We start from the raw sequence: 13,654 nt of genomic DNA on the forward strand, positions 1-13,654 counted from the left end.
GTTGACCGCATGACGGTCAACGCAGCGCGTAATCGACCACAATCCCTACGAAGATCGCCAGTCCCGCCCAATGGTTGTGCAGGAAAGCCTTGAAGCACGCCTGCGGCTCCTTGTTGCGGGTCGACCAGAACTCCCACGCAAAGCACCCTGCGGCCACCAGCAGTCCGAGGAAGAAATACAGACCCAGCTCGAAGCGCGACCCGGCCAGCATCAGGCAGAACAGCGCCAGTCCCTGCAGCGTCAGGATGATGACCCGGTCGGCATCGCCGAACAGCACGGCCGTGGATTTCACGCCGATCTTCAAATCATCTTCGCGGTCAGTCATCGCGTAGTAGGTGTCATACCCCACCGTCCACAACAGATTGGCGATGTACAGAAGCCAGGCAGCGGCAGGCAGTTCGCCGGTCTGCGCAGTGAACGCCATCGGCATGCCCCATGAGAACGCAGCGCCCAGCACCACTTGAGGGTAATAGGTATAGCGCTTCATGAAGGGGTAGCAGGCCGCCAGCGCCAAACCACCGAACGACAGCCAGACGGTCGTCGAGTTGGTGAGCAGCACCAGTAGAAAGCTGAGTCCCACCAGCACCGCAAACAGCACCAAGGCCTCTTTCGAGCTGACCTTGCCGCTCACCAGAGGGCGCTGTTCGGTGCGTTTGACGTGACCATCGACCTTGCGATCGGCGAAGTCGTTGATCACGCAACCTGCAGCCCGCATCAGAAACACGCCGATGATGAAAATCAGTACGTTGCTCAGAGAGGGCGAACCCTTGCCTGCGATCCAGACCGCCCAGAGCGTCGGCCACAGCAGCAGATAGATACCGATGGGTTTGTCGACACGGGTCAACTGAATGAAATCCCAGGCGCGCGGATGCAGCCGGTTGAGGGATTTGAGCAACGACAGATACATCAACGGCGCTCCTGATTCGTCGAATCGGCGGCATCAATGGCTCGCCACACGGTTGGCAGAAAAACCTCCGCGACCAGAATGCTCAGCGCGGCGCGGGTGAAACACGAGCGGCGCCCCCACAGACCTTGATCCCGATCTGCCGACGGCAACCAGGACGCGGGGTAATGGCAAATCTGCAGCGGTCCTCGGCTGAACGCTTTGTCGCTGAACAGCAATTCACCCAGCGAACGGGTGCCCAATTCGTCCATGTGCAACCCGTCCTGCTCCAGTGCGCTGCGTGCCGCGACGCTGCGCGCGAACACCCACTGCTCGCCGTGGCCCAGCAAGTAGACCTCGCGTACCCAGCCCTCGCTGCTTTCAGGCAACCGCAGCGCCGCGCACTCGTCGGCTCGCAGGCGTTGCCATCCCTCGAACAGCGGCAGAACGCTGAAACCTTCGTTGGAAAGCCGGGTCAGCCGTCGGGTCAGGGAGTCTTCGTGGAACAGCCATTCAAGAACAACAGGCTCTGGTGTGTCGATCAGTTCGTCGCGCGAACGCCATTCAGGCAGCGCACATGCTGGTTTTTGCTGGATCACGGTCTGCAGATATTGGCGGCAATCGAGGCGGCGAGCTTAACATGATTGCGGATTCCGGCCGACGACCGGAGCACCGACCCTTTTCGCGTTGAGGCACCCTGAGTCTTCCCGAGTAAAGCCGGTCCTACAGAGCGCGCGCAGTAGGTGGCAGGAAGGACCGGCATAGCCAGCGCTCGCTGGAAAATGCACCGGCGGTGAATCGATGAAACTTGCGTCATGGCGCTGTGATCAGTAAAAGGCCTGACCCATTCGATAAACTTCGCGACGACAGCGGAGCGTCTGGGACGTCTAGCCTGAAACCAAGAGAACCGAGCGATGAAAAAGTGGCAATGCATTGTCTGTGGCCTGATTTACAACGAAGCAGACGGGTGGCCGGACGACGGTATTGCGCCCGGCACTCGCTGGGAAGATGTGCCTGAAGACTGGCTGTGCCCCGACTGCGGCGTGGGCAAAATGGACTTCGAGATGATCGAAATCGGCTGAGAAGCTGCTTTCCCCGACTGTATGGAGAAATGAATGAGCGCACCTGTCGTGATCGTCGGCACCGGCCTTGCCGGCTACAACCTGGCGCGAGAGTTTCGCAAGCTGGACAGCGAAACACCGTTGTTGCTGATCACCGCCGATGACGGCCGCTCCTACTCCAAACCCATGCTTTCGACCGGCTTCGGCAAGAACAAGGAAGCCGACGGATTGAGCATGGCCGAGCCCGGCGCGATGGCTGAGCAACTCAACGCAGAGGTGCGCACCCACACCCGCGTCAGCGGCATTGATCCGGGACACAAACGTCTGTGGATCGGCGAGGAGTCGGTGTATTACCGCGATCTGATTCTCGCCTGGGGCGCGGAAACCGTGCGCGTTCCGGTGGACGGCGATGCAGCAGACGCGATCTTCCCGATCAACGATCTGGAGGACTACGCGCGATTTCGCGCAGCCGCCGCTGGCAAACGTCGCGTGCTCATTCTGGGCGTCGGCCTGATCGGCTGTGAGTTTGCCAACGACCTCATGCTGGGCGGCTACGAAGTCGACCTCGTTGCGCCGTGTGAGCAGGTCATGCCGACGTTGCTGCACCCGGCTGCGGCAGGCGCTGTGAAGGCCGGGCTGGAAAGTCTTGGCGCGCGTTTCCATCTCGGGCCAGTGCTGACGCGGCTGGCGCGCGTTGAGGACGGTCTCGAGGCGCATCTGTCCGATGGCGAGGTGTTGCGCTGTGATCTGGTGGTTTCGGCTATCGGCTTGCGGCCCCGCACGGATCTCGCCGCTGCGGCCGGTCTGGAAATCGGACGTGGCGTTGTTGTTGATCGTCATCTCAAGACTTCCCACGCCAACATTTACGCCTTGGGCGACTGTGCCGAGGTCGATGGATTGAATCTGCTCTACGTGATGCCGTTGATGAGCTGCGCTCGCGCCTTGGCACAAACCCTTGCTGGCACCCCGACACCTGTCAAATACGGGCCGATGCCGGTGACGGTTAAAACGCCGGTCTGCCCGCTGGTCGTGTCGCCGCCGCCTAAAGGCTCGGCGGGCGAGTGGAGCGTGGAAGGTGAGGGCGCCGACATCAAGGCATTGTGCAGGGACAGCGGCGGAAATCTGCTGGGCTATGCGCTGACCGGTGCCGCCGTGATGGAGAAACTCGCACTGAACAAAGCCTTGCCCGCCTTGTTGGCATAAATAACGGTCGTTCTGTCGGATAAGCCACGTTTTAGATCAAACAAACGTGGCTCACGTACTGGCGCGGGCCTCGGCGGCATGCCATCCTCATTCCCGTCTGCCGCAACGTAGAGCCGTTGCGGCACCTGCTCGCTGCCCTTCTCCGGCAGCACGGGACATAAAAACAAAAAACCGTAAAAGAGGCTTTATATGCGTAAACCAGAACTCGCAGCCGCTATTGCTGAAAAAGCAGATCTCACCAAAGAACAAGCCAATCGTGTTCTCAATGCCGTACTCGATGAAATCACCAACGCCTTGCACAAAAAGGACAGCGTGACTCTGGTTGGCTTCGGTACCTTCCTGCAGCGTCATCGCGGCGCGCGCACCGGTAAAAACCCTCAGACGGGTGAGCCCGTCAAAATCAAGGCCAGCAACACGGTGGCATTCAAGCCTGGCAAGTTCCTGAAAGACAGCGTCAACCCCGAGACGGTGAAAAAAGCGCCTGCGTCGAAGAAAAAATAAATCGCTGGACGCCTTGCGGAAGGCGAACAGCATGAAATGGGCACGCCAATCGGATTGGGTGCCCATTTTTTATGCCTGCGATTCGGGTGTCAGCTCGCCAGCGCAGGCCGAGATAACCACCGGGGTTGAATGCTGAAGACGTGTCTAGCTCGCCATTTTGCGACCGGCCGGTTCTGCTCGTTCGTGTCACGTCCAAGCTCGTTACACTGCCGCCTGTGCGCTGTCCGCACGTGATCGCATGAGGCGTCGAACATGAAATTTCGCTTTCTACTCTGGATGCTCGGCCTGCTGATGGCTCGCGCCAGCCGCAGAAACCCGGCTTTCCAGCAACAACTGGTGGGCAAGGACCTGGTTTTCCAGTTGCAGACCACCGACGGAAAGGTTGCACGCCATTACGTGGTGCGCGACCAGCGTGTCAGCAGCCACGGCGGTACGGTTCCATCGCCGGCGTTTGCGATCTCGTTCAAGGACGCCGCTTACGGCTTCGCCACGATGCAGGCCAAAAACAAGCAACTGGCGTTCATGCAGGGCATCCAGGACAAGCACATCCAGGTCGTCGGCAATACCGGGCTGGTGATGTGGTTTCAGGGCTTGATGAAGTATTTGCAGCCGAGGAAGAAGAAGTAGGGCTTAGGGCGGCGCCAGCGGGTCACTGGTCGATTTGCGCTGGGCGCACGGCGTGTGCGGGGCAGTGTGCTCGCGAAGGGGCAAGCACATCTGACGAGGATGTCTTGCTGAGGCCGCCGCGCTCGCGAGCAGGTTTCCAACCGCCAGGCATTACTGGCGGTTGGCGTAAACGGTCAATGAAACTGAGAAGCCAGTTCGCGCAGCAGCGTCTCGGCTTCGAGCACCTTCTGCACGACATCCTGAGCTTTGTCGCGCGGCAGTTCGAGGCGCTCGAACAGTTCGTCCGGAATGCTTTCCATCGGGCCTGATCCGATCCCTTCCTTGCGCAGCATGCGCACAGCCAGGCAAACCAGGTTCGCATACTCGTAATGCTCGCCCGTGTAATGCGGATCGTGCTGGAAGCGCAGCGCGGTGGCCAGCTCTTCTGGCATGTCCCAGTTGCGCATCAGCCAGGAGCCGATCTGTTCGCGAGTAATGCCCAGCAAATGCTGCTCGACAAAACTGTGATGCAGGTGCGGGTTCACCTCGATCTGACGGCAGATCAGCGAGAAGTGAGGCGGGAACACATGCGCCAGCAGCAGGTAGCCGAAGTTGTGCAGCAGACCTGCCAGGTACGTCAGGCCGCTTTCAGGGCGCTTGGCGCGTGGCATGGCGCGGGTCAGGCCTTCGATGACCGCTGCGGTGTAGATCGACTGCTGCCAGTAAGGCGTTGCGTGCTGCGGATGGTCCTTGGGCAGCGCCAGGGTTTTGCCCAGAGCCAGACCCAGCGCCAGATTGATGACCAGATCAAAACCCAGTACGCGAACGATGGCGTCTTCAACCGAGCGAATCTTGCCGGCAGAACCGTAATAAGGCGATGCGGCCCAACTGACGACTTGGGCAGCGAGCGCCGGATCGGTTTCTACAACGCCCGTAATGTCATCGATCGTGGCGTCCGGATCGACTCGCAGCTTGATGATTTTCTGCGCCGTGTCGGCCAGTGGCGGAATCTCCACGGTCGCTTCCAGGCGCTGCTGGATGCGTCGGGCAGTGAAGTTCTGCACGGCCTTGGTGATTTCTTCGCGGTCGTCGTCAGGACGCGTCAGGTTTGGCTGCACCAGCGTGACTGGCTCGCCGAAAGTGGCGGCGCTGGCTTTGGTCAACAGGCTCTTGAAATCATCTCTGCCGATTTCCAGCAACAGGCCCGGCTCGCCGGAATCGATCAGTACGCAAGGTTCCTGCAGGATTCGCTCTTCGTACAGGCAAGGCGAGCTGGTCAGTGCCGGAAGGGCGGGCAGGCTATGCAGGTTGTTCTTGCCGAGCATCTGATCCAGGTGCTCTTGCGACACGGCGGTCAACTTGCGCCCGGTCAATTCGGTGATGCGGTTGAGGTCCAGCAGCTGGTTTTGCGGGAACAGGATCAGCAACGCGCCGACAGAGTCATGCACCAGAATGGCCTGTACTTTCTGTGCGGATGGCAGCGATTCGTCGTCCATGACCTCGCGGTAGTTGATGGCAGACTTGCCAAGCAACTGCCGGATGACAGACGGGGCGTGTTGGGCGGCGTCGATGTGGGCAACTTCTGTCATGGCTGTATCCAGATTCCTACAATTGCTGAAGTATAACCAGCTTAGTTGTTATATAGGTGAGACACTCATTTATAGCGCTGACTGCTTCACACTTGGCCGTATTGCTGGCCGTGGCGCAACCAGCGCTCCAGCAACGGGCTGACATGTTGAGGCCAGCGTTCAAGCAAAGCCTGGGCTGCATCCCTCACTGCCGGTAGCAGATCGGCATCGCGCATCAGGTCGGCGACCTTGAACTGTAGCAAACCGGTCTGGCGTGTTCCGAGCATCTCTCCCGGCCCGCGAAGCTCCAGGTCTTTTTCGGCGATCACAAAGCCGTCGTTGGTTTCGCGCATGATCCCCAATCGCTGGCGGCCGATCTGGGAAAGAGGAGGATGGTACAACAGTACGCAATGGCTGGCAGCACTGCCGCGTCCCACTCGGCCGCGTAATTGGTGAAGCTGCGCCAGGCCGAGTCGCTCCGGGTTTTCAATGATCATCAGGCTTGCGTTGGGCACATCCACGCCGACCTCGATAACGGTGGTCGCCACCAGCAGCTGCAAATGGCCTTGCTTGAACTCAGCCATGACCGCCGCCTTCTCCGCAGGCTTCATGCGTCCATGAATCAGGCCGACTTTAAGCTCGCCCAGGGCACTGGTCAGTTCTTCAAACGTGGTTTCCGCGGCCTGACAGGTGAGTTCTTCGGATTCCTCGATCAGGGTGCAGACCCAATAAGCCTGGCGGCCTTCGGCGCACGCATTTCGCACCCGCTCGACCACTTCGATGCGGCGGCTGTCGGCCACCAGCACCGTATTGACCGGTGTGCGGCCTGGCGGCAGCTCGTCGAGAATCGAAGTGTCGAGATCGGCATACGCACTCATCGCCAGCGTGCGCGGAATCGGCGTCGCCGTCATGATCAACTGGTGCGGACACATCATCCCGCCCACGCCTTTTTTGCGCAGGGCCAGACGCTGCTGAACGCCGAAACGGTGCTGTTCGTCGATGATCACCAGCGCAAGGTTTTTGAACTGCACTTCATCCTGAAACAGCGCGTGCGTGCCGACGACCATGGGCGCGCCATTGGCTATCTGCTCCAACGAGGCGGCCCGGGCCTTGCCCTTGAGTTTGCCGGCGAGCCAGGCCGTCTCGATGCCGAGCGGCTCCAGCCAGCGGGTGAAGTTGATGAAGTGCTGCTCGGCGAGGATCTCGGTCGGTGCCATCAGTGCGACTTGATAACCCGCTTCGAGGGCTTGCAACGCGGCAAGCGCCGCGACCACCGTCTTGCCTGCGCCCACGTCACCTTGAATCAGCCTGAGCATCGGCTCTTGCTGACTGAGGTCGTAGGCGATTTCCTTACCGACACGCTGCTGAGCGCCGGTTGGCGGAAAACCCAGGTTGGCGAGAAATTGCTTCGGCAGGCGTTTGGCGAGCGGCAATGCGGGCGCCCGCTGTGACCGCAGGCTTTCGCGCAGGCGCTGCTGGGAAAGCTGATGCGTGAGCAGTTCTTCGAACGCCAGCCGGTGCTGCGCCCAGTGATGACCCAACGCGAGTTCCTCGACGTCGGCATCGGCGGGCGGGTTGTGCAGGTAGTGAATAGCGTCAGCCAGCGGCGCCAGTTGATAGTCCCGGGCCAGCTCATCCGGCAGCCAGTCTGGCAGGCTTTTAGGGCCCAGCATGCCGAGACTTTGCTGGCACAGCTGGCGCAGGCGTTGCTGCGTCAGCCCCTCGGTCGTTGGGTAAATCGGCGTGAGCGTCTGCTCCACGGCGACATGTTCATCGCCAGTGATGGCGCGGTATTCCGGATGATAGATCTCCAGACCTGACGCACCGGGGCGCGCTTCGCCATAGCAACGCACGTGCGTGCCGCGTTTCAGGCCATCCTTCTGCGCATTGCTGAAATGATAGAAACGAAGACTCAGCACGCCGGTCCCGTCGCCCAGCCTCACCAGCAGGCTGCGGCGCTTGCCCATCACCACATCAGCGCCGCTGACCACGCCTTCGATGACCGCATCCTGTCCGGGCCGCAGCGCACCGATCGGCACGATGCGGGTGCGGTCCTGATACCGCAACGGCAGGTGGAACAGCACGTCCTGAATATTCTCCAGGCCGACCTTCGCCAGCTTTTCGGCCATTGCCTCGCCGACGCCCTTGAGCGCCGTAACCGAGACGTGGGACAGCTCCGTCATACTGCCACTTAACTCGCTTGCGCCTGGGCTTTAGGGCGAGCGACTGAACAGAGACGAATCGAATCCGCGAGGATTTCGATGGCTTTGGGCCGAGGGAAGCTTGCGCGCCAGGCGATGGCGACGGTGCGGAAGGGCACCGGCGGCGACAGCGGGCGGACTTCGATCACGCCAGGGGCGTAATGATGGCTGTCGACGGCGGACATCGGCAGAATGGAAACGCCCAGACCCGAAGCAACCATGTGGCGAATGGTTTCCAGCGAGCTGGATTCGACGGTGGTGTGCTTGGCACTGTCGCCGCCTTTGACCAGCGTCGGGCAGGCTTCAAGCACCTGATCTCGGAAGCAGTGGCCTTCGCCCAGCAGCAGCAAGCTCTTGTCGTTGAGCGCCGAGGCGTCGATGGTAGCTTTCTGAGTCCAGGGATGGTCGGCCGGCATCAGCACGTAGAACGGCTCGTCGTACAGCGACATCGTCAGTACGTCGGCTTCGTTGAACGGCAGGGCAATGATGATCGCATCGAGCTCACCGTTGCGCAGCTTGTCACGCAGCACGTGGGTGAAGTTTTCTTCGATGTACAACGGCATTTGCGGGGCGACCCGATGCAGTTGCGGAATCAGATGAGGAAACAGGTAAGGACCGACGGTGTAGATCGCGCCGACTTTCAGCGGGGCCGTCAGTTGGTTTTTGCCGGTTTGAGCCAGCTCGCGAATGCCTTGCGCCTGTTCGAGCACTTTCTGAGCCTGAGCCACGATGCCCTCGCCAACCGGCGTAAGACGTACCGCACTCTTGCTGCGCTCGAAAATCAGCACACCGAGTTCATCTTCCAGCTTCTTGACGCCGACCGACAGGGTCGGCTGGCTGACATGGCAGCGCTCGGCCGCGTGGCCGAAGTGCTGCTCTTGAGCGAGGGTAACGATATAGCGCAATTCTGTGAGGGTCATAGCGTGCGTCCATGAAGTTGCGGCCCCAGCATAGCGGGTGCAATCGATAGACGCACGTTATCAGACCCTCTGATATCACAAAATCAGCGTTTCAACGTTTATCCAGCGAATAAACGAAGGGAGCGACCACTTCCAGCGTGCCGTTGTTGAGCAATTCTGCAGGCGGCTTGGGCAACGGTTGCGCCCGGCGGATCATTTCGAGCGTTGCGCGATCCAGCGCCGCACTTCCCGAACCTCCAGCGATTTCGTAGGACAACACCCGGCCTTCCGCATCGACCACGAACCGCAATCGGTTAATGCCTTGCATCCCCCGACGACGAGCGTCTTCCGGATAGCGCTTGAATTTACTCAAGTGACGCAACAGATCACCCTGCCAGCTTGGCAATGCGGTGCTCGGCGGCGTGGGTGGCGCGGGTTCCGGTGCAGCCGATTTCTCAGGCTTGGCATTCGACGGTGGTGTGTCCACTGGCTTCTCGTCAGCGGGCTTTTCTTCCTTCGGTGGCTCGACCTTTTTCACAGGCTTGGGCGGCTGTGGTTTGGGTTTAGGCTTGACCGGCTTGGGAATCGCGATTTCCGGCTTGGGCGCTTCGGCGATCGGCGGAATCGGCAGTTCTTCTTCCGGCGCTGGCGGCTGCGGCGGTTGCACCACTTGCGGTGGCGGAGGCGGAGCGGGCTCAGGTACGGGCGCCAGCTCGACCATCATCGCTGCCGGCGGCAGCTCGATGGCCTGAGAGGAGGGCCAGCGCAGCGCGACGACAATCGCAATGGCGTGCACCGCCAGCACCAACAACAGACTACCGCTATAGCGCGTCAGTTTTTGGCGCGTATTGATCATTTCTTACCAACCGTCTCAAGACCTACCAGACCGACCTTCAGGTAGCCGGCGCCTCGCAGCGCGTTCATCACTTCCATCAGGTCGCCGTAATCGACGCCTTTGTCAGCCTGGAAGAAGATCGTCGTGTCCTTCTTGCCTTTGGTCTTGGCGTCCAGCACCGGCCCAAGCTGCTCGCGCGCGACCTTGTCGTCGCCCAGGTACAGGCTCTGGTCGGCCTTGACGCTGAGGAAGATAGGCTTCTCGGGTCGGGGCGCCGGTTTGGCCGTAGAGGCGGGCAGGTCGACCTTGATGTCGACCGTGGCCAGCGGCGCTGCCACCATGAAGATGATTAACAGCACCAGCATGACGTCGATGAACGGCGTCACGTTGATTTCGTGGTTCTCGGCGAGGTCGTCGCCACCTTCGTTAAGATGCAGGCCCATGGCTTACCCCATTTTTACCATGTGCGGCTGTTGGCCACGGTCGGCGGCAGGCTGGTGATCCAGATCGCGGCTGACGAGCAACAGAACTTGCGCCGAGGCATCCGATACTTGGGCCTTGTAACCTGCGATCGAGCGGGCGAAGACGTTGTAGATGACCACCGCAGGAATCGCTGCAACCAGGCCCAAAGCCGTTGCCAGCAACGCTTCGGCGATACCGGGCGCGACGACGGCAAGGTTGGTGGTCTGGGTCTTGGCGATACCGATGAAGCTGTTCATGATGCCCCACACCGTACCGAACAGACCCACGAAAGGGGCGGTCGAGCCGATGGTCGCGAGCACACCTGTGCCCATGCTCATGTTGCGGCCGCAAGCTGCAACCAGACGCTCGAGGCGGAAGCTCACACGCTCTTTGATACCCTCGCGCTCGCGGCTGTTGACCGACAGGTGCATTTCTTCAAGGGCGTCATGCACGAGCAGATTGGCCAGCGTGCCTTCTTTTTTAGCGCCGGCACTGGCTTCGTCCAACGTGCGTGCGCGTTTGAGGGCCGCGATTTCGCCTTTCAGGCGACGCTTGGCGCCCAGCAGTTCGAAGCCTTTGGCGATCCAGATGGTCCAAGTGATGATCGACGCGATAGCTAGACCGATCATGACGGCTTTGACGACGATGTCGGCATTTTTGTACATGCCCCACGGCGACAGGTCGTGCGACATGCCAAGGCTGTTGTCTTCGGCAGCCGCCTCAAGTGTCTCGGCCGGCGCAGTTGAAGAAGCATCTTGAACCGCCGGAGCGGCCGAGGAGTCAACAGGAGTGGCCGCCGGTGCAACGGTTTGTGTCGCGGGAGCGTTCTGTGCCGGAGCATTGGAGTCTGCCATCGCGACCGGCGTCAGCATCAGGCTGAACAGCACGGCGGCGATGGCGCGCCCTGCGCGTGGCAGACCTTTGGACGTGATAGACGAAGCAGGGGATTGGATAGGTGTCATGCTGGCCCGACCTGATATGAAAATAGGTGTTCGTTCTAAGTGCGTCACGCTGGCGCGAGGCGAGCGGAGGAGAACAAAGGGCCGTTATTATTGCAAGTAATTCTTGTTAACAAAAGTAATAGAGTATCTTTTTTTCCGTGGAACGCATTCCGACGGTCGTCCAAAGCGCCGGTCTTACGGGTTCAAACCTATTTTCATGTGGAGATTGTTCATGGCAGGGCCTTCCGTTTTGATTGCTGGGTGTGGAGATATCGGAGGTCGGCTGGCCACTCAATTGCTGCCACTGGGGTGGACGATCTATGGCTTGCGCCGGTCTGTGGGGAAGCTGCCCAAGGGCGTGCTTGGTGTGAGTGGCGATCTGTTCGACGCCCGCATCCCGGATCAGTGGCCGGAAGGGCGCATCGATTACCTCGTGTATTGCGCCACCCCGACCCAGCGTGACGAGGCCGGATATCGGGCTGCTTATATAGAGGGGCTGCGGCATGTCCTTGGATGGACTCAGCGCAGCGGCCAGCGGCCCAAACGTGTCGTGTTTGTCTCAAGCAGCAGCGTGTACGGACAACAGCAGGGCGAATGGATCGATGAGACCTCGCCTGCTCTTTCCACAGGGTTCTCCGGGCAGGTCATGCGGGAAGCAGAACAAGTGGCGCTCACCAGCGGGCTTCCTGCCACGATCGTCAGGCTTACGGGCATCTATGGTCCGGGGCGCAGTGACCTGATGAACCGTGTGCGTCAAGGCTACAGCGTTGCCGAAGAGCCGCCGTTGTATGGCAATCGGATTCATGCGGACGACGCGGCCGGTCTGCTGGCATTTCTGCTGCAGGCAGCATCGGAAGGCGCGACGCTGGATGACTGCTATCTGGGTGTAGACGATGCGCCAGTTCCACTCTCCGAGGTCGTCGACTGGATGCGCCAGCGTCTGGGCGTCACGCAATGGTCGGACGAAAACAGCGTCCGCCGCGCGGGCAGCAAGCGTTGCAGTAATGCCCGGGCCCGCGCGCTGGGATGGGCGCCGCGTTATGCGAGCTATAAAGAAGGGTATGAAGCGATGTTGGCTCAGAAGAGTTGAGCCTGCTGCGACCTGTTGATCCGGCCGGCGCCGGTGGGAGTTCAGCTTGCTGACGGTTGCAGCGCATCAGTCAACAACGCGTTGTCTGAGCTGACACCTTCGTGAGCAAGCTCACTCCCACACGAATCTCCAGGCATCGCCGAATGCTCCGGCCAGAAGCAAAACTTGTGGGAGCGCGCTTGCTCGCGATGACTGAGGACTAGTTTTTCTCCAGCACCCAATGCCGCTCGCCGGGGCGCAAATCAGGCATTTCGGTGGGCTGCGCGTTGTTAACGGCCTGGAAAATTTCCAGCTGTTTACCGTTGCGAACGAAAATCCACGGATTGCCGCGCTCGTTACGTTCCAGCCACATGCTGTCATATTCCCCGCTCATGGCTGCGCAATCGCCCGCAAGGCACAGCGCGTAGCGATCATTGCCTGGCAGGCCGCTTACGCTGCCGTCGGGTTGAAACTCGACGGTGCTGCCTTGGCCTTCACCGCTGACGATGTTCCATTTCCCGCCCAAATAAGCGGTATAGAGCGCCCGCTCAAAACTGGTGCCGGGCTGGGCACCCGCTGGTGCGGCTTCCTTGGGCGCCCGGAAATGCTGCTCGGGGCCGGTATCGCTCGCACTCTGCACCAGGTCGTCGCCCTTGAGTGCCAGCGTTTCGGAGGAGTTGCCGTAGAAATCGACCCGCAGCGCGCCTTCGGCGTTGCTGGCAATCTTGCCTTCGCTCAGCTCGAAGCCATTGGAGGCGGTAGCCTGACCGGCTTTGGTGTTGATGTTCCATTCCAGGTTCGGACCGTACGCCAGCAGTGCCTGACGCAGGTTGCCGCCTTCGGCTGCGGCGTCGATGGCGGCCTGATTGATCCAGGTGCCGTCCGGGCTTTTATTGGAGTGGCTGGCGCAGCCGCTGAGCAGCGCGGCCAGCAGTGAGAGGGCGAACGCAACGCGCATAAGCGGAGTCCTTCCTTTTTCTCTGAGGAGATGGCGGAGCGTGGATGCGCTCCGCGAGACGATTACTCGATGACCAGGATCGCGTCCATTTCAACCTGAGCGCCGCGAGGCAGAGCCGCTACGCCGATGGCCGCACGCGCCGGGTAAGGCTGTTCGAAGTACTTGCCCATGATCTCGTTGACCTTGGCGAAGTGGCTCAGATCGGTCAGGAAGATATTCAGCTTGACGATGTCCTTGAACGAACCGCCTGCCGCCTCAGCCACCGCTTTCAGGTTCTCGAACACCTGAGTCGTCTGAGCCTCGAAGCCTTCGACCAGCTCCATGGTTTTCGGGTCCAGCGGGATCTGCCCGGACATGTAGACGGTATTGCCAGCTTTGATCGCCTGAGAATACGTGCCGATGGCGGCAGGGGCTTTGTCGCTGGAGATGACGGTCTTGCTCATGAAGAACTCCTGTTTGCGGTTTGG

At 60.5% G+C, this 13,654-nt stretch carries 15 protein-coding genes; 5 read left to right on the forward strand and 10 right to left on the reverse strand.

Annotated elements, in window-relative coordinates; translation table 11 throughout:
- Positions 1-16: 16 nt before the first annotated feature.
- Positions 17-907, reverse strand: coding sequence for a 4-hydroxybenzoate octaprenyltransferase (ubiA, locus tag QRN36_RS03925; RefSeq protein WP_285422894.1), 891 nt, complete (start codon positions 905-907; stop codon positions 17-19).
- Positions 907-1,482, reverse strand: a complete 576-nt coding sequence (locus tag QRN36_RS03930; protein WP_285422895.1) for a chorismate lyase — start codon at positions 1,480-1,482, stop codon at positions 907-909. The genes ubiA and QRN36_RS03930 overlap by 1 nt, the downstream gene beginning before the upstream one ends.
- Positions 1,483-1,797: 315 nt before the next feature.
- On the opposite strand from QRN36_RS03930, the gene QRN36_RS03935 reads away from it, so the two are divergent.
- The 4 genes from QRN36_RS03935 to QRN36_RS03950 all read left to right on the forward strand — a co-directional run bounded on the left by QRN36_RS03935 (position 1,798) and on the right by QRN36_RS03950 (position 4,275).
- A complete protein-coding gene (locus tag QRN36_RS03935) occupies positions 1,798-1,965 on the forward strand; it encodes a rubredoxin (protein ID WP_062379816.1) in 168 nt (55 codons plus the stop codon).
- 33 nt (positions 1,966-1,998) lie between these two features.
- Complete coding sequence (locus QRN36_RS03940) at positions 1,999-3,147, forward strand: NAD(P)/FAD-dependent oxidoreductase (protein WP_285422896.1); 1,149 nt, start codon at positions 1,999-2,001, stop codon at positions 3,145-3,147.
- A 189-nt stretch (positions 3,148-3,336) separates the two neighbouring features.
- Complete coding sequence (locus QRN36_RS03945; protein WP_093466301.1) at positions 3,337-3,648, forward strand: HU family DNA-binding protein; 312 nt, start codon at positions 3,337-3,339, stop codon at positions 3,646-3,648.
- 252 nt (positions 3,649-3,900) lie between these two features.
- Complete coding sequence (locus QRN36_RS03950; RefSeq protein WP_285422897.1) at positions 3,901-4,275, forward strand: helicase; 375 nt, start codon at positions 3,901-3,903, stop codon at positions 4,273-4,275.
- Between the two features lie 173 nt (positions 4,276-4,448).
- Here QRN36_RS03950 and QRN36_RS03955 read toward each other — a convergent pair whose 3' ends face one another.
- From QRN36_RS03955 to exbB, 6 genes are all read right to left on the reverse strand, one after another.
- Positions 4,449-5,843 carry an HDOD domain-containing protein gene (locus QRN36_RS03955; protein WP_285422898.1) on the reverse strand — a complete coding sequence of 465 codons (1,395 nt, stop codon included), beginning with the start codon at positions 5,841-5,843 and terminating at the stop codon, positions 4,449-4,451.
- An 86-nt stretch (positions 5,844-5,929) separates the two neighbouring features.
- Positions 5,930-8,005, reverse strand: a complete 2,076-nt coding sequence (gene recG, locus QRN36_RS03960; protein WP_285422899.1) for an ATP-dependent DNA helicase RecG — start codon at positions 8,003-8,005, stop codon at positions 5,930-5,932.
- An 8-nt stretch (positions 8,006-8,013) separates the two neighbouring features.
- Entirely contained in the window at positions 8,014-8,943 is a 930-nt protein-coding gene (locus tag QRN36_RS03965; RefSeq protein ID WP_093466293.1) for a hydrogen peroxide-inducible genes activator, read from the reverse strand.
- A 91-nt stretch (positions 8,944-9,034) separates the two neighbouring features.
- Positions 9,035-9,778 carry an energy transducer TonB gene (locus QRN36_RS03970; protein ID WP_285422900.1) on the reverse strand — a complete coding sequence of 248 codons (744 nt, stop codon included), beginning with the start codon at positions 9,776-9,778 and terminating at the stop codon, positions 9,035-9,037.
- A complete protein-coding gene (exbD, locus tag QRN36_RS03975) occupies positions 9,775-10,200 on the reverse strand; it encodes a TonB system transport protein ExbD (protein ID WP_285422901.1) in 426 nt (141 codons plus the stop codon). Before exbD ends, QRN36_RS03970 begins: the two co-directional genes overlap by 4 nt.
- 3 nt (positions 10,201-10,203) lie before the next feature.
- Positions 10,204-11,181, reverse strand: a complete 978-nt coding sequence (gene exbB, locus QRN36_RS03980) for a tonB-system energizer ExbB (protein WP_285422902.1) — start codon at positions 11,179-11,181, stop codon at positions 10,204-10,206.
- Between the two features lie 211 nt (positions 11,182-11,392).
- On the opposite strand from exbB, the gene QRN36_RS03985 reads away from it, so the two are divergent.
- Positions 11,393-12,250 carry an NAD-dependent epimerase/dehydratase family protein gene (locus tag QRN36_RS03985; RefSeq protein WP_285422903.1) on the forward strand — a complete coding sequence of 286 codons (858 nt, stop codon included), beginning with the start codon at positions 11,393-11,395 and terminating at the stop codon, positions 12,248-12,250.
- A 199-nt stretch (positions 12,251-12,449) separates the two neighbouring features.
- Here the strand turns inward: QRN36_RS03985 and QRN36_RS03990 are convergent, their stop codons facing one another.
- Positions 12,450-13,187, reverse strand: a complete 738-nt coding sequence (locus QRN36_RS03990; RefSeq protein ID WP_285422904.1) for a hypothetical protein — start codon at positions 13,185-13,187, stop codon at positions 12,450-12,452.
- Between the two features lie 62 nt (positions 13,188-13,249).
- Positions 13,250-13,630 carry a RidA family protein gene (locus QRN36_RS03995; protein WP_093466280.1) on the reverse strand — a complete coding sequence of 127 codons (381 nt, stop codon included), beginning with the start codon at positions 13,628-13,630 and terminating at the stop codon, positions 13,250-13,252.
- Positions 13,631-13,654 lie beyond the last annotated feature (24 nt).

This window comes from Pseudomonas sp. efr-133-TYG-103a (assembly GCF_030209235.1).
Taxonomy (GTDB): domain Bacteria; phylum Pseudomonadota; class Gammaproteobacteria; order Pseudomonadales; family Pseudomonadaceae; genus Aquipseudomonas.